The 17,812-nt window shown below is 46.5% G+C and carries 15 protein-coding genes; 6 read left to right on the top strand and 9 right to left on the bottom strand.

Annotation, left to right across the window (positions count from 1 at the left end; translation table 11 throughout):
- The first annotated feature begins 204 nt into the window (after positions 1-204).
- The 5 genes from BIZ37_RS00200 to BIZ37_RS00180 all read left to right on the top strand — a co-directional run bounded on the left by BIZ37_RS00200 (position 205) and on the right by BIZ37_RS00180 (position 6,082).
- A complete protein-coding gene (locus tag BIZ37_RS00200) occupies positions 205-972 on the top strand; it encodes a GntR family transcriptional regulator (RefSeq protein ID WP_187459792.1) in 768 nt (255 codons plus the stop codon).
- Between the two features lie 218 nt (positions 973-1,190).
- The gene (locus BIZ37_RS00195) at positions 1,191-2,156 is read left to right on the top strand and encodes a TAXI family TRAP transporter solute-binding subunit (RefSeq protein WP_187459791.1); all 966 of its coding nucleotides are present in this window, start codon (positions 1,191-1,193) and stop codon (positions 2,154-2,156) included.
- Positions 2,157-2,259: 103 nt separating this feature from the next.
- Positions 2,260-4,194 carry a TRAP transporter fused permease subunit gene (locus BIZ37_RS00190; protein WP_187459790.1) on the top strand — a complete coding sequence of 645 codons (1,935 nt, stop codon included), beginning with the start codon at positions 2,260-2,262 and terminating at the stop codon, positions 4,192-4,194.
- 177 nt (positions 4,195-4,371) lie between these two features.
- Entirely contained in the window at positions 4,372-4,518 is a 147-nt protein-coding gene (locus BIZ37_RS00185) for a DUF2256 domain-containing protein (protein WP_187459789.1), read from the top strand.
- Entirely contained in the window at positions 4,511-6,082 is a 1,572-nt protein-coding gene (locus BIZ37_RS00180; protein ID WP_187459788.1) for a cryptochrome/photolyase family protein, read from the top strand. Before BIZ37_RS00185 ends, BIZ37_RS00180 begins: the two co-directional genes overlap by 8 nt.
- 83 nt (positions 6,083-6,165) lie before the next feature.
- Here the strand turns inward: BIZ37_RS00180 and BIZ37_RS00175 are convergent, their stop codons facing one another.
- The 3 genes from BIZ37_RS00175 to BIZ37_RS00165 form a co-directional block, all read right to left on the bottom strand.
- Positions 6,166-6,618: a hypothetical protein gene (locus tag BIZ37_RS00175; RefSeq protein ID WP_187459787.1), complete on the bottom strand. Its 453-nt coding sequence runs from the start codon at positions 6,616-6,618 to the stop codon at positions 6,166-6,168.
- Between the two features lie 177 nt (positions 6,619-6,795).
- Positions 6,796-8,055, bottom strand: a complete 1,260-nt coding sequence (locus BIZ37_RS00170; RefSeq protein WP_187459786.1) for a hydroxymethylglutaryl-CoA reductase — start codon at positions 8,053-8,055, stop codon at positions 6,796-6,798.
- Positions 8,056-8,150: 95 nt separating this feature from the next.
- Positions 8,151-8,558, bottom strand: a complete 408-nt coding sequence (locus BIZ37_RS00165; RefSeq protein ID WP_187459785.1) for a helix-turn-helix transcriptional regulator — start codon at positions 8,556-8,558, stop codon at positions 8,151-8,153.
- A gap of 102 nt (positions 8,559-8,660) precedes the next feature.
- Between BIZ37_RS00165 and BIZ37_RS00160 the strand changes: the two genes are divergently transcribed.
- A complete protein-coding gene (locus tag BIZ37_RS00160) occupies positions 8,661-9,569 on the top strand; it encodes an aldo/keto reductase family oxidoreductase (RefSeq protein ID WP_187459784.1) in 909 nt (302 codons plus the stop codon).
- A gap of 78 nt (positions 9,570-9,647) precedes the next feature.
- Here BIZ37_RS00160 and BIZ37_RS00155 read toward each other — a convergent pair whose 3' ends face one another.
- The 6 genes from BIZ37_RS00155 to BIZ37_RS00130 form a co-directional block, all read right to left on the bottom strand.
- Positions 9,648-11,099 carry a hypothetical protein gene (locus BIZ37_RS00155; RefSeq protein ID WP_187459783.1) on the bottom strand — a complete coding sequence of 484 codons (1,452 nt, stop codon included), beginning with the start codon at positions 11,097-11,099 and terminating at the stop codon, positions 9,648-9,650.
- Positions 11,096-12,121 (bottom strand): glycosyl hydrolase family 8, encoded by a 1,026-nt coding sequence (locus BIZ37_RS00150; protein ID WP_187459782.1) that lies wholly within the window; start codon positions 12,119-12,121, stop codon positions 11,096-11,098. Before BIZ37_RS00150 ends, BIZ37_RS00155 begins: the two co-directional genes overlap by 4 nt.
- Complete coding sequence (locus BIZ37_RS00145) at positions 12,118-14,202, bottom strand: cellulose biosynthesis cyclic di-GMP-binding regulatory protein BcsB (RefSeq protein ID WP_187459854.1); 2,085 nt, start codon at positions 14,200-14,202, stop codon at positions 12,118-12,120. The genes BIZ37_RS00150 and BIZ37_RS00145 overlap by 4 nt, the downstream gene beginning before the upstream one ends.
- On the bottom strand, positions 14,199-16,448 hold the full coding sequence (gene bcsA / locus BIZ37_RS00140) for a UDP-forming cellulose synthase catalytic subunit (protein WP_187459849.1): 2,250 nt from the start codon (positions 16,446-16,448) through the stop codon (positions 14,199-14,201). The genes BIZ37_RS00145 and bcsA overlap by 4 nt, the downstream gene beginning before the upstream one ends.
- A gap of 2 nt (positions 16,449-16,450) precedes the next feature.
- Positions 16,451-16,972, bottom strand: coding sequence for a hypothetical protein (locus BIZ37_RS00135; RefSeq protein ID WP_187459781.1), 522 nt, complete (start codon positions 16,970-16,972; stop codon positions 16,451-16,453).
- 379 nt (positions 16,973-17,351) lie between these two features.
- A complete protein-coding gene (locus BIZ37_RS00130) occupies positions 17,352-17,792 on the bottom strand; it encodes a VOC family protein (RefSeq protein ID WP_187459780.1) in 441 nt (146 codons plus the stop codon).
- Positions 17,793-17,812: the final 20 nt, after the last annotated feature.

The following is a 17,812-nucleotide window of genomic DNA, read 5'->3' as shown; positions in this document are numbered from 1 at the left end:
TTTTTACTTGTATTCTTAACTTTATTCAAAGCTGTATACAGTCTAGCGAGTGACTTGAAAATGTGTAGATGCTTTGTTATCAAAATGTGATCGGAAGGGGTTTTCGATGCATGCTTTTACTTTGGCGATTAAACGGTATTTTTCTTAAATTTCATAAGCCAGTGCTGATTTTTGCTGTCTGGCAGGGGATAAACCTTGACTCGGATGAAACAAACTGAATACAGTTCATCGAGAATGGATAAGAAAAGTAAATTAAGAATGCCTAGCTCAACCATAGATAAGCCTATGAAAAAAACAGCAAAAAGTAGTGAAGATATTGATGTTTACCAAACCGTTCGTGACATGGCGATCTCGTTTCATTTCAAGCCCGGAGAGCGAATTAACGAAGGTAAACTAGCAACCTATCTTGGGGTTAGCCGTACACCCTTGCGTGAAGCAATGCAAAAGCTGGTGTCAGATAAACTCCTACGCTGGGAGCGGAATAAAGGTTTCTTTTGTCATATGCTCGATGAGAAAGAAGTTTTCGACTTGTACGAGTTCCGTAAAATTATTGAGCAACAGGCGACTTTTCTCGCTGCAGAGAGAGCAAGTGATGAAGAACTTCAGGCACTTAAAGCCGCAGCAATAGAGTATTCAAAACTCGGTGATGATACGCCAAAAGAAGTCTTACTCGATTTTGACCAAAAACTGCATCAACAGCTTGTTATGCTATCGGGTAACCAAGAGTTGGCCGAGGCGTTGAAGAAAGTGAATCAACGTATCTATTTTATTCGTTGGGTCAACCTGACAGATCGCCCCACCGGCAATGACTCTGAGCATATTCACATTATCGAAGCTTTGATTGCTCGAGATGGGCTTAAAGCGATGACGATCATGGGAAACCATGTTGAAAAACGAAAAGAGCAAATTGCCAACTATATTCGTGAAGGCTATGGCCATATCTATACGGGGAATACCCCAAAAATCATTTAGTTTGCCACACTGACAATACTTATTCTAAACGGTCTGCACCATGTTGATGCGGGCCGTTTTTCATTGTGCGCAATTTACATTTCTATCACATTTTTATCACTGTTAATTGACCTTTGATATTCTGTTCTGTATACAGTTTAGAATACAAAATCGGAAAGTGGCTTGCGAACAACAACGATTACAGCGCAAGGTATTCATCAAAAAAGTGAGGGAAAACAATGAAAATGCTCAACAAAGTCGTGCTTTTATCTACTTCTATACTCCTTCCTGCGGTTAGCCAAGCTGAGACAATCGAGTGGACGTCGGGGCAACTTGGTGGCGGTTGGTACAGTATGTCTTCAGGTCTGGCTAACTTGATCAAAAAAGATAACCCAGAGTTTAACCTCAAAGTGGTGCCTGGCGGCGGTACGGCTAACCCGACTAAAGTCAACCGTGGTAGAAGTCAGATTGGTTGGGGTTTGGATACTTTCACTTATCAGGCTTATACCGGCACGGTGTTGTTTAATGGCAAGCCACATGATGATCTAAAGACCATTGGTATGAGCTTTTCAGATGTATACAGCCATTTCATTCGTGCAGAAAATGCACCTTACCAATCCGTTGAGGACATTCTTCAAGGTAAGAATGTAAAGATTGGTATTATCCAGCGAGGTTCGTCAGGTGAGCAGGCATTCCGTTGGATCATGGAAGCTAATGGTACTGACTACAATACGTTGCGAAAGAAACAGGGCTTTAAAATCAACCATGGTAGCTTTGCTGAGCTCAGTTCGCAGTTCAAAGATGGCCAGATTGATTATGTCTTTGGCAACTTAGGCTTGCCTGGTGCTGTGGTTATCGAGATGAACCAATCAAGAGATTTGGCATTTGTCGACTTTTCTGAGCAGCAGCTAGAGAAATTGAATAAGAGCTATGGCCTCTTACCAACAGCTATCCCAGCTGATACCTACCAAGGCGTCTCGCAAGATGCCCACACCATTAAGATGGCTACAACGCTAATGGTCAATAAGTCGGTATCGAGTGATACGGTGTACAAGATCACTAAATCCCTATGTGAAAACCAATCACAGTTGCCATCTATCCATGACAGCATGTCTGTGTTTGACTGCGCGACCTCAATGCAAGATGCCCCTGCACCTATCCATCCTGGAGCCGAGCAGTACTTCAAGGAAAAGGGCTATTTGTAATTACTTTTCCTGAATGAAAAGCACAAGCCAAGTACAGTAGCTTGTGCTTCTTCATGAATTTGTATTTGCGATCTTATTCAATAGCCCGAAACGGAGTCTTATCATGGCTACTGATATGAAGGAACTTCAACCGCAGCAGACTGATTTTCAACGTTTGTTAATGCTGTTTATTATGGCCTGGGCTGTGGTTGGCACCTGCTTCCACTTTTACAGTGCATTCATTGGCTATCTAGAGCCGAGGACCCAGCGCTCAATTCATTTATTATTTTTACTCCCCCTTATTTTTCTTGTCACGCCAGGCCGTAAATCTAGTCTCAGCAGAGGCGAGTTTTTCTTACCGGGTTGGTCTGGACTCTTGCTGTTCCTTATCGCGATTGTGCCATTTGCCTACTCATGGTTTGAGGCTGAAAGAATCAACTACCGTCTTGAAGGGGTGGATGAAATCCTGCCTGTTGAAATGGTGATGGGTACACTGGCAACAGTTCTTATAGTGGAAGCAATCCGCCGGGCCGTCTCTCCTGTACTTGCGGGATTAGTAGCGGTAAGTATCGGTTACCTGTTTGTCACTGATTATATGCCGGGAGTGCTTCATTACCGCCCTATTGGTTTTGATGAGATTGTTGAAACCTTGTTCTTGATGAATGGACAGGGGATCTTAGGCTCTATCACAGGTATTGCAGCTACTATGGTGGCTATCTTCATTGCTTTTGGTGCTTTTATGGAAGCCAGTGGTACTGGGAGATTGTTTACCAATGGCGGTGAGATGATTGCTGGTCGTTATGCTGGCGGTCCTGCCAAGGTGTCGGTTGTGACGTCGGCCTTTTTCGGAACCATGAGTGGTTCTGCGTCATCCAACGTATTTACCACAGGCTCCTTTACCATCCCAATGATGAAGCGTATTGGGTATCGCCCTCAAGTGGCTGCTGGCATAGAAACTGCGGCCAGCGTGGGTGGACAGAGTGCGCCACCTATAATGGGCGCGGGTGCGTTTATTATGGCGGAGATGACCAACACACCGTACTCCGACATTATCGTCGCGGCGGTATTAGGCTCGTTCTGTTTCTTCTCGCTAGTCTTTATTTCGGTCCACTTGGAAGCGAAGAAAAACAATCTGAAGGGGATGGATCCCGCTGATCTTCCTATCTTCAAAGATATTGCTAAAGATCTTCACCTCTTGCTGCCCATCGTTGTGCTAGTTGCTTTGCTGATGATGCGTTACTCGCCGCATACCGCTGCATTATATTCTATTGTGGCGACATTGGTGGTCACCTCACTAAAAACCAGCAGCCGTTTTGACCTGAAGAAATTGCTGAATGTGATGTACAAAGCAGGTGTGAATACTGCCCCAATCGCGATTGCCTGTGCTGGGGCGGGGATCATTGTGGGCGTGCTGACCAAAACAGGGCTAGTTGTTTCTATCGGCGGTATCATTTCTGATGTGTCTGGCGGTAGTTTGTGGTTGGCAGCACTCATTCTGATGTTTGTCACTTTGGTGATGGGGATGGGAGTTCCGACAACAGCTGCATATGTCATAACTTCGGCCATTGGGGCACCGATGCTAATTAATGAATTTGGCGTCCCTGTGCTTGCAGCTCACATGTTTGTGTTCTACTTCGCGATTTTAGCCGATGCGACCCCACCTGTATCGATTGCATCGTACGCGGCAGCCTCTATCGCTCGCTGTAACCCGCTAGTGACCGGCTTACACGCATCGCGAATGGCAATAGCGGGCTATATCGTTGGCCTGAGTTATCTTTTCGTCCCAGAAATGCGCATGGAAGGTGAAGTTCACAATATTGTCGGGCATCTAATTGCCATTATCGGTGGACTAACATTGGTTGCAGGTGCCATCACTGGCTATCTTGGTGGACGGTTGAACATGCTGATGCGCATCGCATTAGTCATTGTCGGCTTATTCCTTGCTTTGTATTCAGAGCTAAACCTTGTGGTTCGCGTCTTTGCTGTAGTGACAGTATTGGCAGGCTTGGTTTATGCCCCAAAACTATTGCGCAAAGAGATGAAACATGAAATGTCGTGAATAACCATCCTTATCCAACTTCAACTTAAGCCATTCTAAATGCCAACGTAAGAGTTAAACCACAAAAAGGAGCTAACTGGCTCCTTTCTTTTGTTTTTTCGTCACACTTTCCTATGATCGATATACCAGTTATAGACGTTTAAGTTCAGTAACTTGGACAATTATTAGCAAAGAGCTATGAAGAAATCTCACTTACCGAGCAAACAATGTGTTGTCTGCGGCCTGCCTTTTTCTTGGCGCAAAAAATGGGAGAAGGTGTGGGGTGAGGTTAAATATTGCTCCAAACGTTGCCGTATGCAGAAGAAGAGGGTAAATCATGGATAAGCACTACGAGTGTTTGAGGCTGATCCTTGGGGATCAATTGAACTTGCATCACTCTTGGTTTCAAGAGCCGGATGATTGCACTCTATACGTGATCGCAGAGTTGCCGCAGGAAATGGATTACGCCTCGCATCATATCCAAAAAATCCAAGCCTTCTTCCTAGCGATGCAGCATATGGCAAACTCGTTAACGGAATCTGATCATCAAGTTTTGCACCTAACGCTGGATGAGACGTCTGAATACGCTGACCTTCCTGATTTGTTGAGTTCGCTAATTTCACGCTTTCAGTGCCAGCGATTTGAATATCAGCAGCCGGATGAATTTAGGCTGTGCCAGCAACTCAGCACATTCTGCCAGCAGCAAACGATTTCCACATCATGTGTTGATAGTGAGCACTTCATTGTGCCTTTTCACGATATCCCTCAGTACTTCACCCGAGACAAAAATGGTCGGTTAGAAACCTTTTATCGAAAGCTTAGGAAAAAGCATCAAATTTTGATGGAAGATAAAGAGAAGCCAGAGGGAGGCAAGTGGAATTTTGATAAAGCCAATAGGGATAAACTCAAACCTAAAGATATTGCTGAACTTCCAGCCCCGCTTTTGTTTGGTAATGATATTTCGGAGATTAACCAGCGACTAATTCGCCACAAGGTTAAGAGTATAGGTGTAAGTAGGGATACATTGCTGTGGCCTGTTAATAGGGAGCAATCGCTGCAACTGTTGGACTTTTTCTGTACTCACTGCTTACCTAATTTCGGCCGTTTTCAGGATGCGATGACATGCCAGGCTGACGATTTAGTGGATGAAAAACAATGGAGTTTGTATCACTCCCGGTTGTCGTTTGCTTTGAACAGTAAAATCATCACCCCGCTAGAGGTAGTTGAATGTGCAATCGACCATTACCGTTCAGGTGAGGCGATCAATATCGCCCAGATTGAAGGGTTCGTCAGGCAAATCCTTGGTTGGCGCGAGTTTGTACGAGGGATTTATTGGACCCATATGCCGGACTATGCCAAGCATAATCATCTTGAAGCCAGCCGGACACTGCCTAGCTGGTTTTGGAATGGCGAAACTAGAATGAAATGCCTACATCATGCCATATCTCAATCCCTTGAGTACGGTTACGCCCACCACATACAGCGGTTAATGGTCACCGGTAATTTTTGCATGATAGCAGGCATTGACCCCAGCGAAGTCGATGCTTGGTACCTAGGCATCTACGTTGATGCTATCGAATGGGTTGAGATGCCAAATACCCGAGGTATGAGCCAATATGCCGATGGGGGGATTGTAGGTAGTAAGGCTTATGCCGCCAGCGGTAACTACATCAATAAAATGAGCGATTACTGCCAGCATTGCCATTATCAAGTGAAAGAAAAAACGGCGGAAAATGCCTGTCCGTTAAATAGCTTGTATTGGCATTTTATGACACAGCATCGTGAGCAATTTGAACGAAACCCAAGGGTGGGGATGGTTTATCGCAATTGGGATAACCAACCTGATGAAAACCAGCAAGCGGTTCTAGATAAAGCCAAACAGCTGTTGATAGATATTGAGCAGCTTTGATTAATTTAAGTGATATAGAGAGGGCTATAGCATTGAGCCCTCAACCAAAATAAGCAAAACTGCCCATAGCCCATTATCTAAAGCTATTCCTTATCGCTCCAATCATGCTTTACACCTTTTTCGTATAGGTATTCCGCTTCTTGAGTTTTACGACCACTGCCATCGATATAAACAGAGCGACTGTTAACGATAAGCTGTTGGTTTTCGTTCAGTTGAAGTATTTGAGATCTTAGAGCAAACGAGTGATCCCAATTAACGGATAGTGTGTTCGACTCTATATTATATGTAGCGATTTCTTTACCCCAATGGCATTCTGTTGGGTGGCATCGTCCCCACATCTCAGCGGTAATTCCATCTTTACTTTTTTGAATTTCAATCCGAGTGATCCCTTGTGTATTGAGATCTGCGTTATTCCACTTACCTACAAATTGATCGACTGTACTGACGTTTGCAGGCTGAGCACTACATCCAACGATACCTGCTATTAGGCCAACCAAGAAAAGTGTATTTCTGAAACGGATTGCTTTGGATAACATGGATTAATCCCGTGAATGTCATTAAGTTGCTGTTTTAATGATGAATAAAATCAAAGAGTCGTGATGTTAATTGAAATGTAGTGTCCAAACAAGGTAGGAAAAAACGTGCGTTTATAACAACCAGCCTTTACCTATTGGGATTTTGGTCAGGCCGGTTGTGAAATGAACATGGTGAGGCTAGCGGGCTAGTTTGTGGTGTGCGCGGGAAAAGTGTCCGGCACAAAAAGCGCCAACAATGGAGAGTTCTCCAGCCAGACACAATGCAGCACAGACCTCAGATAGCGCCTGAGAGTTACCAGAGCCATGCAGGCCTAGCAAGTCCAGGCAAGCTTTTTGGCTAGGTAGAGATGTCCCACCACCGACAGTGCCTACCATTAGATTTGGCAGGGTTACCGACGCATACAATCCACCGTGTTGGTTGACTTCGATACGGGTAATGCCGACGGCTGATTCAGCCACGCAAGCTGCATCTTGACCGCAAGCGATATAAAAAGCCGCAAGTGCATTGGCATAGTGAGCATTGATACCGATACTGCCACTGAGCGTGCCGCCGATAGTATTCATGCGGGCAAACTCTGCCATCTTTTGTGGCGTGGTGTGCAGCATCTTCTCAACCAGTTCTTTGTCGATATTGACTTCGGCCGTGACTTTTTTGCCGCGTACGCCGCGTAGTGTCTGGGCTGTTGCTTTCTTATCACCAGATAAGTTGCCATCAAGAAAGGCTTCAAGCGGTGTGATTGGAGAATGGTGCAAGATATGCTCAAACACAGCATTGGTGGAGATGGTCACCATGTTCTGGCCTGAAGCATCACCCGTCAGGTACTCGAACACAAGGTAAACATGATTACCTTCGATGTTAACACTAATATCGGCTAATTTACCGTGGCGAGTGGTTGATTCGGCAATGCGGCGGAATTCATCATATTGAGTAACCACCCATGCCACAAATTGCCCAGCTTGTGCCAAGTCATAAAAGGCAAAACACGGAGTACGGGTAACCCCTTCATTCAGCAGCATAGCGCTAGCACCACCGGCTTGGGTGATCAGCTGAGATCCACGATTATAGGAAGCGACAAGTGCGGCCTCGGTGGTCGCTAGAGGGACATGAAAATCGTTTTGAGCAAACAGGCCGTTCACTCGTAAAGGACCCGCAATGCCGATAGGCATTTTGACTGTGCCAATGAAGTTCTCGATGTTTTTGTTGTAGCAGAGCATCTGCTCTTGCGTGTGTCCATCGAGCAGTTGTGCTTTGGCTTCCTCGTTGTCGAGCATCTGCCAGCGTCGCTCTACCGCCTTGGGGGTGAGGTAGGGAGTACGTGGCTGTTTTTTTTCCGGCTTGGCAAAGTTAGAACCAAGGCGTTGCTGCAGCTCGTCCGCAGTGAAGTCATTGACCACGGTTTTCATGTGGTCACGTCGATGGAGATTTAATTTTGGCATAGCAGTACTTCTTAGCTAATGACTGCGGCGGATTGTAACCCCCTAATATAAAAACACTACTCCTGCCAGTTGGGAAATTCGCGTGCTGACAGAAATCATTCAGGTTTATCTTGTTTGGCGACACTGAGGAATGTTGCCATCCCGCTGATATCTAAGTAACCATCAGATTTTTTATGGGTTCGGAGGTACTGGTATCCTGTCACAATTTTTAACAGATTATCTGATTCAGTATCGCTGATTTTTTTACCGTTAACATGCTCAAATGCGGCATTAAGTGCCGGTTTGTCGACAACTTCGGCTTGACGGTAGAGGTAGCCGCAACCTGTTGCCAGCCATTCCAGTGAGCAATTTGCCCTCATGGCGATTTGGTTGGCCTTGGCTAAACTTGGTTCACTGCCTTTGAGGTATTTGCGGATTAAGGCTTCGCTGATATCAACCCTGCGGGCAAAACCGCTGATGCTTTCTTCGCCAATTAAGGTTTTGAGGCGGGAGGAAAAAGTCATAGTTCGTACTCCAGTTCGAAGGTTAGGATTTATATCATTGCCTCCTTGGCTGAACAAGCCTAGGATGGATGGCGATTTTTGAGTAAACGGAGTTAAGTCCAGATGGTGGCAAAAGTTGAACTCACCCCGAACGGGCAGCAGTTTTCTGAGTTAGTTCAAGGGTATTGGCGTCTAGCTGATTGGAATATGACCCCACAGGAGCGATTGAGTTTCCTGAAACAGCATATTGAACTAGGTGTTACAACTGTCGATCATGCCGATATTTATGGCAACTACAGTTGTGAGCAGTTGTTCGGTGAGGCGCTGGCGATTGAGCCTAGTGTTCGCGATCAAATTGAAATCGTGACCAAGTGCGATATTAATCTTTGTAGCGATTTGGTACCAGAGCGTAAGATCAACCACTACGATACCAGCAAACAGCACATCGTTAACTCGGTGAACAACTCATTGTCTCGATTGAATATCGAGAATATTGATGTTTTGCTTATCCACCGTCCGGATGTATTGATGGATGCTGATGAAGTTGCAGATGCTTTTGTCCATTTGAAGCAGCAGGGCAAAGTGAACCACTTCGGTGTATCTAACTTCACACCTTCACAGTTCGAGTTGCTACAGTCCCGCTTGGATGCGCCTCTGGTAACCAACCAGGTTGAGATCAACCCGCTGAATTTCGAAGTGGCCCATGATGGTACACTTGATCAACTGCAGATGAAGCGTGTTAAACCTATGGCTTGGTCCTGCTTGGGCGGCGGCGCTATTTTCTCTGGTCAGTCAGAACAGCAAGTCCGAGTTCGCAATGAACTGGAAGCGATTCGCGAAGAAGTTGGAGCAGAGAGTATTGACCAGGTAATTTATGCTTGGGTACGTCGCTTGCCATCAAATCCGCTACCAATCATCGGCTCAGGTAAAATTGAGCGGGTACAAGCGGCGGTAGATGCGCTTAATATTACTCTGACGCGCGAGCAGTGGTACCGTGTTTGGGTTGCATCAAAAGGTCATGGTGTGCCATAGACCGAGACTGTGAATGTCTCAATAATTAGTGGATAAATGAAGCCCCTGCTAGATTCTGGCAGGGGCTTTTTCATGAGTTCAGTAACACAGCTTATAGCTTTTCTTAAGCGCACATTCGGCGGTTTTTAGTGCATCTTGCAAATTGTCGTCATGCGGGTAGGCATCGACCAGTTCACGGAAAGTTTTTACCGCCTTGTTGTTTTGCTTCTGGTTGTAATACGCCCAGCCTTTGATTTCTGCTAACCCGACCTCTTTGCCATAGGTTTGCTCAAAGGCTTCGCTGCGGTCAATGACGTACTGGTAGTCTTGCTTTTCGTAGGCATTGAGAATCGCTTTGGTTTCTTTTTGCTTGGCGTAGAGCATTTTTTGGCTGGGATCGGCTAGGTTGTTCGCCAACAACTCGGCATGTTGTTCGAATCCGGCTTTGTTGAGCGCCAAAGTATAACCATATTGGGTTGACTGGTATTGCTTGTTATTACTGTCCATACCTTCCAGCGCCTTTTCAAAAGAGCGCTTGGCGGTAAGCGGGCGATCGATTTTGTACCATTGCCATCCTGCCAGCGCATGTTGCTCGGCACTTAGCGTTTTGCTTTGATAGAGCATTTGCAGGCATGCTTGCGGGTCGGACTGACAGGCCTTGGCAAGTTGCGGAGAAGAATTGCCCGAGCCTATTTTTTTCAATCCAGGGTAACGGGATGCCCAGAGTTGCTGGTAACGTTTTGCTTCGTCAGCTTTGCCTAATTGCTGGAGGCTGAGGATCTTCCCTTCAATTTGCTTTTGGCTTGGTGTTGCTGTCCAGTTGATTGACTTCTCGAACCATTCCAACGCGCTGCTGTATTGTTTTTTCTTGAGGTGTTGCCAACCGAGTAGCTCGGCACCCTTGGCATCTTTCTTTTGTAAAATTATTTGGCTTGCAGAGCGAGTTTGGCTGGTGCTCAGTTTTTGCTGCCCCAAACTGGCTAGGTTTACTTGGTAGGCGAGCTTTTCGTACTCTGCTGGACTGTAGCTACTGCTATTTTTGTAGCGGCTCAAAATATCTGGCCCTGCATAGGCGTTTGCCCAACCGAGTGTTTTCTGGGTGGTCGACAAGGCGTGTTCCGGACAATTAGACAATAGCTGTGATAGTTTTTGCTTGGACTTTGGCCCATACCCCGATTGGACCTCTTGTTTGAGATCCAGCCAGGCCCACTGGACCCTTGTACAGTTTGACCATTGCGGGTTTTGTGCAAGTAGGCGTTCTGCTTGCGCTGTTTGGTTGGATGAGATGGCTTTGTCGAGTTGCTCAAGGGAAGAGCGGTACTTTATTTCTTCCTGCAAGGACTCGGAAACAGGCTGGTTAGCGGCGGCTTTCTGGGCCTCTTGCCAACCAGACTTTTCCAAGGTTTCCCAGATTGGCCCCTCATCAAAATAATTGTACTGTCCTCGTGGGTTAACTTGCACAGAGACGTCACTTTCTAACAGTTGGATATAAGCCTGTTCGGCAGCGGTTGCTGGAAGTGCAACAAGAAAGGCTAGGGTAAGGCGTTTCATTGGCAATACCTCTCGTGAAAAGCAATATGGGAAAAGATAATCAAGCTGGCAGAGTAATAATCATCGCTGCTATTAGGGTGAGGCAGGGCACTACGGTGCTTGTAGGTTTCTTGGCTCAGTTGTACCAGTGTCGCAATGGCATTGGCCCCATTTGGTGCACCATAGGGAGCCATTTGGCCATTGCTTACATCTACCCAGGCCCGGTTATGTTCAAATAACCAGCGGCGGAAATTGTCATTCACGGCGTTTTCATAACCGCCCCAGATTAGGTAAAGCGGAACACGGTAGCTGGAATAGCTGAATCGGCTAGGGAACTGCTCCGAGGGTTGCCAGCGATTGTCGCGATATTCCAGCCAGTCTGAGGGCAGGTGGTAAGTGCCATACTGATTGCTGTCCAGAATGGATAGTCCACCTTGATTGAGTGCCGTCCAGACACTGTTCATTTTGGCAAAGTCATTGAATGCTGGATAAACCCAATATGACGGGTTCACTATCGTGGCATTGGCTTTTTCAAACCCATAATGAGCTGGCAAAAGGGCTTGATGCTCGCCGAGCGTGACGAAATGCGAGGAGGCGAGAGCTTCAATAATGGCTTTGGCTTGTTGTTGGTAACGTTGCTCCGGCCAAAGTTCGTCTGCTTTGAGGAGTGCCCAGGCAATAAAAATATCACCGTCGCTGGCGTTATTGTTATCTGGAATATGAGGCTTGGAAGGTTGCCACTTCCAAGCAAACAAAGGATCGTTCTGATGCTGGAGGTGACTTTTTGTCCACTGCCATAGCCGCTTGAATGTCTGGTGGTCATTAAAGAATGCGGCCATTAGCATGCCGTAACCTTGGCTTTCACTGTGGCTGATACTGTTATTCCCACTATCGACAACCCGACCATCAGCGGTGATGAACTTGTCCTTGTAAAAGCTCCATAGTTGCTGATCCGCTTTGATGTTGCAGCCATGTACTTTGGCTGCAACCTGCGAACTGGTGAGCAAGGGAATGGATGCGATCACTAGTGGAATCCACTTCATAGAGGCTTCTCCAGCTGACGGTGGATAAGCAATGTAAGTGGTAGCAGCAGTAGTAAAAGTACAACGGGCAACGAGTAGGGGGCTGCGATAAAGCCAGAGCGTGCGAGTTGTTTATCGGCCTCAATGCTATGGATGGACAGTTCAATTTCACCAGGCCCTGACGATCGCTGTTGGCTAAGGTAAATCTGCATTTCCTGGTTCAGAGCCTCTTCGCTAATGGCGCTGAACACTATGTTTCTCCAACCATTGTTCGCCGTGGTTAGCTTGGCCAATTGATCTGTGTCGCTGCTACTTTTCAAATATCCCTTGTTGGTACTGTACTGGTAGAAGTTCCCACTGGCAGGGCTTGAAGGCCCCATATCTTTATGCGCTGGTTGGGTTGATGCACCGTAAGGGGTATTTTGCTGCTGAGCCATAGTCTTGAGGAGTTTATGGCGTACGTAAGAGAGCAAGCCATCACTTTCTTGTCCGGCAGGGGTGGTTACTTTTGCTGAGTTGCCGACCTCAAAAGTCAGGTTAATTGGCCGTTGTTGGCTAGTGTTGTCAGTGACCAAAAGCTCGTTCATCGGACGTCTTGCCTGATGAGTCAAATGACTGAGTAACTGCCACACAGCATTTAGTTGGCTAGGTTGGTCGAAACTCAGGGTCACCTGACTTTCGCTGCCATTGTTATCGGCAAGGAACAAGAGCTGGTCTGCGGGTAACTGGTGATCAAATTTTGTCAGGTAGTTCACCCAAGCACCCAGTCTAATCGCAGAGCTATCCTCTATTTTTGCAATGAATGGCACCGTTGTAGCGCTATAGCTATCGATTTGCTCAGGCCCGTACAATTCGACACTGACCTTATTGAGTCCAGGTCGAAGTTGGTTCATAGGAAAAGCCAAGCGATAGTGTTGTGTTTCACGCCAGCGGCTAGCTCTTAATGGCATACTGTTGGCATAGTCACCGTTAACTCGGATCACCATTGCCGCCTCGCCCGGTTGGACTGAAGGGTGTGCAAGGACCAAATTGATATGGGCTGTCTCGTTTGGGCTGAACAGCGTATTGGATGGCATCATCAAAGGCAAAACCAGAGGCTCTTCGCCGAAAGTTTGTTGAGGAGTAAATTGGGATAGCGTGTATTCTCCTTTGCTTTCGAGCTGGTTTTTTTCTGGTTGCTGGTAGCGGTTAACGACGGCGTATTTATGGTCAGGGAGTGGGTAGTCTGGGTTGGCAAAATAGGCCGTTGCTTCAAGTAACTCCTGTTCATTTCTACCGGATACCACTAATTGCCAGTTACCTGAATGGCCGGATTGGACCAAGCCTAGATAAGGGCCTTTAATGCCGGTTAAGTAGTCATCGGGCAATAAGCCTATGTCAGACAACTGCTTTGGCAAGCCGTATACCAGTTGTATCCGGCTAGTACTTACCGACTCAGTACCAGCAACATATTGGTATTGATAAGATTTGCTTTCGCTTCTCAATGTCCAGCCCTGAACGAGCTGGCTTGCAATAGTGAGAGATAACTGAGAATTATCGTCAATATGGCTTAGAAGCTGTACTGGATGGTCATGGAGTTGCCCGCTTGAAATCAAGGCTGACAAATCAGCTAGCGTTGTCTCAGTATTCCTTGTTGTGTAGTCGAGTTCAAAGTAAGACTGCTGGGCCAATATTTCTGTTACAGCCTCAGAAGCTTCAATGCGTTGCTCTGTCAGGCTCAACGAAGCAGGTAACTGGTGACGAACCGAAATAGTCATCATATTGCCGTACCGCTTGAGCAAGGCTTGCGACAGGTTTACCACTATTTGCTGTGATTCCCCATTGGGTTGCAGCTGGATACTGGCAATTGGCTTTTCCCCCAGGTTGACCCACAAATGGGCGAGATCAATATTTCCCGAATGGGTCAGTGACAGGGAGACTTTGAGGTTATTGACTTGCTGGTTCGGCAAAATGGTCAGTGGAAAACTGATCTTGTCCCACTGGCCTCGTAATGTTGAGTCCCTCCCTTCCGGTAATACGAAATTGAGAGGTACATTCACTGTTTGCGCAATGCTTATGGCAGAGAAAAACAAACCGCAAATAAGGAATAGATAACGTTTCATTGGCGTACATCCTGTGTGTTGTTTTCGTTGCGGATTGTTTGGTTGAGATTGGTTTGGTTGCTGTTTGTCGATGCGTGGCGCGAAACCGATAAGCTGTAAGCTAGGCTCTTGAAACCTAGTTTGAAGAAATGGCCGATCGCGTGGATCACACCCCGGCGTTGTTGCTCTTCAAACTGTCTGCGCTGGGACCATTTCTCGCTATCACCGAATGTCATACGGGTAAATGTTTGCCAGGTTTGGGTGCTACTTTCTACGACTTGGCAGTTTGCTGATTGGCCGTTGGCAAGATATTTCACCTGGTTAACTCGCATTGCTAATCGTTGGGGTTTGAGTTTCTTCTTGCCGTTGATAGATTTTCCGGCTTGTTCGACATAACAGGTTAGCTCGACAATATCGGCGGGTTTTAGGTCATGTTCCAGTGACTTGATGGTTAGGTGGGCACCATTTAGGGATGTATCTTCAATGATGGCCTCCGATGTGTTTTTGCCTATGGCGACAAAGGCATGGCTACGGCATTGGGTGCGGGGTTCCGACCGGCGCTGTCTCTTTTCGACCATGGCTCCAAGGCATACGAAGCACATCATCAAGTTGAAGGTATTGAACACCAATACAACCGCCAGTTGACCTTGTTCGGCAGGATATTGATAGAAACGGAATAACCCGAACACTTCGGCAAAGGATACAATTGCAGTTATCGTCGCAATAACCGGCATCAGTGGTGAAAAGTGGGTTTTCGAGGTTGTTTCACCTTTGGGTGTCACTGCAAAGCTTGGTTTGCGTGGGTTGATAATGGCCGACAGTACGGGAATAACGAGGAATACCGATAAAATGGTTTCGTAGAACTCTGAAAACAAAGTATTTCTGTTTTTGCCGAACAAGTGTTGGGTAATCGCAATACTGATCAACAAGTGGGGAATGGCATAAGCAATGAAGTCATTGGCATTGCCGACGAAGATTTGCAGATCAAACAATAGATAGCATAGCGGAGCTATGAGGTAGACAACTCGAAAAAGAGGGAAGAACCAAAACAGGGTGGAGTTGAGATAGCACAATTTTTGCGGGATTGTCAGTCCGCGTTTGAGCACTGGGTTATTCAACATCAATATTTGCAGCATACCCTGCGCCCAGCGGGTTCGCTGGGTGACATAACTGCCGATGGTATCTGGTGATAACCCTGCAATCATTGCCTTATTGATATAGGCACTGTCCCAGCCTTTGGCATGGATATCCAAAGCGGTATCTGCATCTTCAGTGATTGTCCGAGTTGAGATCCCTCCAACCTGTTTCAATGCTTTACGACGGATGATAGCTGCAGACCCACAGAAAAAGCTGGCGTTCCAGAAGTCCAACCCCTTGAGGATGCCGTTGTAAAACATCTCATTTTCAGCCGGTACTTTATTCTCGATGCCCAAATTTCTTTCGATGGGGTTTGGCGTGACAAAAAAGTGCGGTGTTTGGACGAAGCCGAGATTAGGCTGGTCCTGAAATTGCCCTACAGTGTTGCTCAAGAAATCTGTTGACGGGACATGATCAGCGTCGAGGATAAGGACTAGTTCACCACTGCTATGGGTTAGTGCGTGGTTGATATTACCCGCTTTAGCATGCTCGTTTGCTGGGCGCGTAAGGTAATTGACCCCGAGATCTTGGCATAATTGCTTGAGGGACCTTGAGCGCAGCCGGGACACAGCCGCATTATCCGGGTCGCTATCGTTGAGCTTTTGCGCAGTACCACCGTCATCCAACACCCAGACATTGACAGTACCGGGATAGTTCAATTGTGTTGCGGCAGCAATAGTGGGACCGACTACCCGAAGAGATTCATTGTAAGTAGGGATGAACACATCAACGGTGGGAATCGGTTTACTGCTATCGATAGGGGTAATGTCACGTTCGCGGTGTTTTGCATTTACGAACATACCCAATAAGTAGATTGTAATACCGTAGACTTCGGTAATCAGCAAGGCCAATGCGAACGGAATATCTAAACTGCTTTCCCACGGTAGGGTCTGGTCGTATCGCCACCAGATATATCGGATAGATATAAATGCCCCTGTTAACAACATCAGTAGGTGTAAATAGGGTTTATTTTTGGCCGTCATTGCCATTAGAACGATGAGAAATGCGCTAGCTGATAGCCACAAGTGGGTTTCCATCGAAACTTGTAGGGTCGCCAAACTGATGATGGCAACTATAAGGATGCTGGCAGCCAACCACTTCATCCATGATACCGCATTGAAAATACGCATCACTAAAACTCCTGCAGGTAAAAACTTGGTTTGAGATCATCCAGCCATTTGAGGCCATCTTGGTTTTCCGGCGTGCAGTAGTGGATAAAGACCGACAACCACTGATCCATCCGGCGGGTATGCTGCTGGGCGTAAGTACATTTGTCGCCATTGGGCATAACGTTTACCCAGCGTTGGTAGGGGCCTACAGCATTGTATTTCCGCTCTGCCTGTTGGCTCGGCAGTACAAAGGAAAATTGAGCTGGTGGAGTCTCGAGAGGAGTTTTGGAAACGATTTGGATTATTAAGTTTTCACCGCTTTGGTAGGTCTCGTTTTGTAACTCAGACCAATACCAAATATCTTGATTACGCCGCTGTCGGTAGTTTGACACTAGGGTGATCCCATCGGGGTAGATGGGAAGTTGGTAGTCATGAATGGTCACAGGATCGTCAAAGCTGTGGCTGACAAATTCTTGATGGGTCAGCTGGCAGCCGCTTAATCCTAGAGTACCTACTGCGAGGCAATACAGCCTTAATGCCTTCATGGTTTCTCCTTGCTGAAACGCATTTTGTAGCGGTGTTCAAGTCAAAATTGATACACAAAAAAGTTAAAAGAAAACAAAAAAATCTTAGTTAGACAGGGTAAACAACAGTGTTTCACCTTTGCGAATAGTCTCGAAAATGGGATACATTTTCCTGAATGAGAAAGAATCTGCGTTCTAATAAGTCGGCTTTTCAAGACAATAAGTCAGATGTGATTGGAAAAGTGCTTAGGGGAAGAGGCAAGTTGAAGGTATGGGGGAGATCATTGGGATATATGGTAGGGAAGGATGGCTGCTTGGACGTGGTTTGCTTGGTGCAAAGAAACAGCGCTTTATCTAGTGCGATAAAGCGCTGAAAATTGCAGATTCTAATCAGGCATTATTACCACTGGCCAGTGTTTTCCATTGAAGCCCAAGGTTCGGCTGGGGCAAGCGCTTCACCTTTTTGCAATAGCTCAATAGAAATACCATCTGGTGAGCGGACAAATGCCATATGGCCATCACGAGGTGGACGGTTGATGGTTACGCCATTTGCCTGGAGGTGTGCGCATAAGTCATAGATATTGTCGACACGAAATGCCAAGTGACCGAAGTTACGTCCACCGGCGTACTCTTCAGGATCCCAATTGTAGGTCAGTTCAACCAAAGGTGAGCTGGTGGTCTTGGCGTTCTCTGCATCGCCAGGAGCAGCAAGGAAGACCAGTGTGAAGCGACCTTTTTCACTTTCTTTGCGGTTGGTTTCAACCAAGCCCAGTTTATTACAGTAGAAATCTAGCGATGCATCGAGATCGCTGACCCTTACCATTGTATGTAAATATTCCATTGTACATCCTGTTATAGTTA

Origin of the sequence: Photobacterium sp. BZF1 (assembly GCF_014349205.1) — a bacterium.
Lineage (GTDB): Bacteria > Pseudomonadota > Gammaproteobacteria > Enterobacterales > Vibrionaceae > Photobacterium.
This window is presented reverse-complemented; position numbering and strand designations above follow the sequence as displayed.

Coding starts and splice junctions, on each gene's coding strand:
- BIZ37_RS00200 (WP_187459792.1), top strand. CDS start 205: ATGAAACAAACTGAATACAGTTCATCGAGAATGGATAAGAAAAGTAAA.
- BIZ37_RS00195 (WP_187459791.1), top strand. CDS start 1,191: ATGAAAATGCTCAACAAAGTCGTGCTTTTATCTACTTCTATACTCCTT.
- BIZ37_RS00190 (WP_187459790.1), top strand. CDS start 2,260: ATGGCTACTGATATGAAGGAACTTCAACCGCAGCAGACTGATTTTCAA.
- BIZ37_RS00185 (WP_187459789.1), top strand. CDS start 4,372: ATGAAGAAATCTCACTTACCGAGCAAACAATGTGTTGTCTGCGGCCTG.
- BIZ37_RS00180 (WP_187459788.1), top strand. CDS start 4,511: ATGGATAAGCACTACGAGTGTTTGAGGCTGATCCTTGGGGATCAATTG.
- BIZ37_RS00175 (WP_187459787.1), bottom strand. CDS start 6,618: ATGTTATCCAAAGCAATCCGTTTCAGAAATACACTTTTCTTGGTTGGC.
- BIZ37_RS00170 (WP_187459786.1), bottom strand. CDS start 8,055: ATGCCAAAATTAAATCTCCATCGACGTGACCACATGAAAACCGTGGTC.
- BIZ37_RS00165 (WP_187459785.1), bottom strand. CDS start 8,558: ATGACTTTTTCCTCCCGCCTCAAAACCTTAATTGGCGAAGAAAGCATC.
- BIZ37_RS00160 (WP_187459784.1), top strand. CDS start 8,661: ATGGTGGCAAAAGTTGAACTCACCCCGAACGGGCAGCAGTTTTCTGAG.
- BIZ37_RS00155 (WP_187459783.1), bottom strand. CDS start 11,099: ATGAAACGCCTTACCCTAGCCTTTCTTGTTGCACTTCCAGCAACCGCT.
- BIZ37_RS00150 (WP_187459782.1), bottom strand. CDS start 12,121: ATGAAGTGGATTCCACTAGTGATCGCATCCATTCCCTTGCTCACCAGT.
- BIZ37_RS00145 (WP_187459854.1), bottom strand. CDS start 14,202: ATGAAACGTTATCTATTCCTTATTTGCGGTTTGTTTTTCTCTGCCATA.
- bcsA (WP_187459849.1), bottom strand. CDS start 16,448: ATGCGTATTTTCAATGCGGTATCATGGATGAAGTGGTTGGCTGCCAGC.
- BIZ37_RS00135 (WP_187459781.1), bottom strand. CDS start 16,972: ATGAAGGCATTAAGGCTGTATTGCCTCGCAGTAGGTACTCTAGGATTA.
- BIZ37_RS00130 (WP_187459780.1), bottom strand. CDS start 17,792: ATGGAATATTTACATACAATGGTAAGGGTCAGCGATCTCGATGCATCG.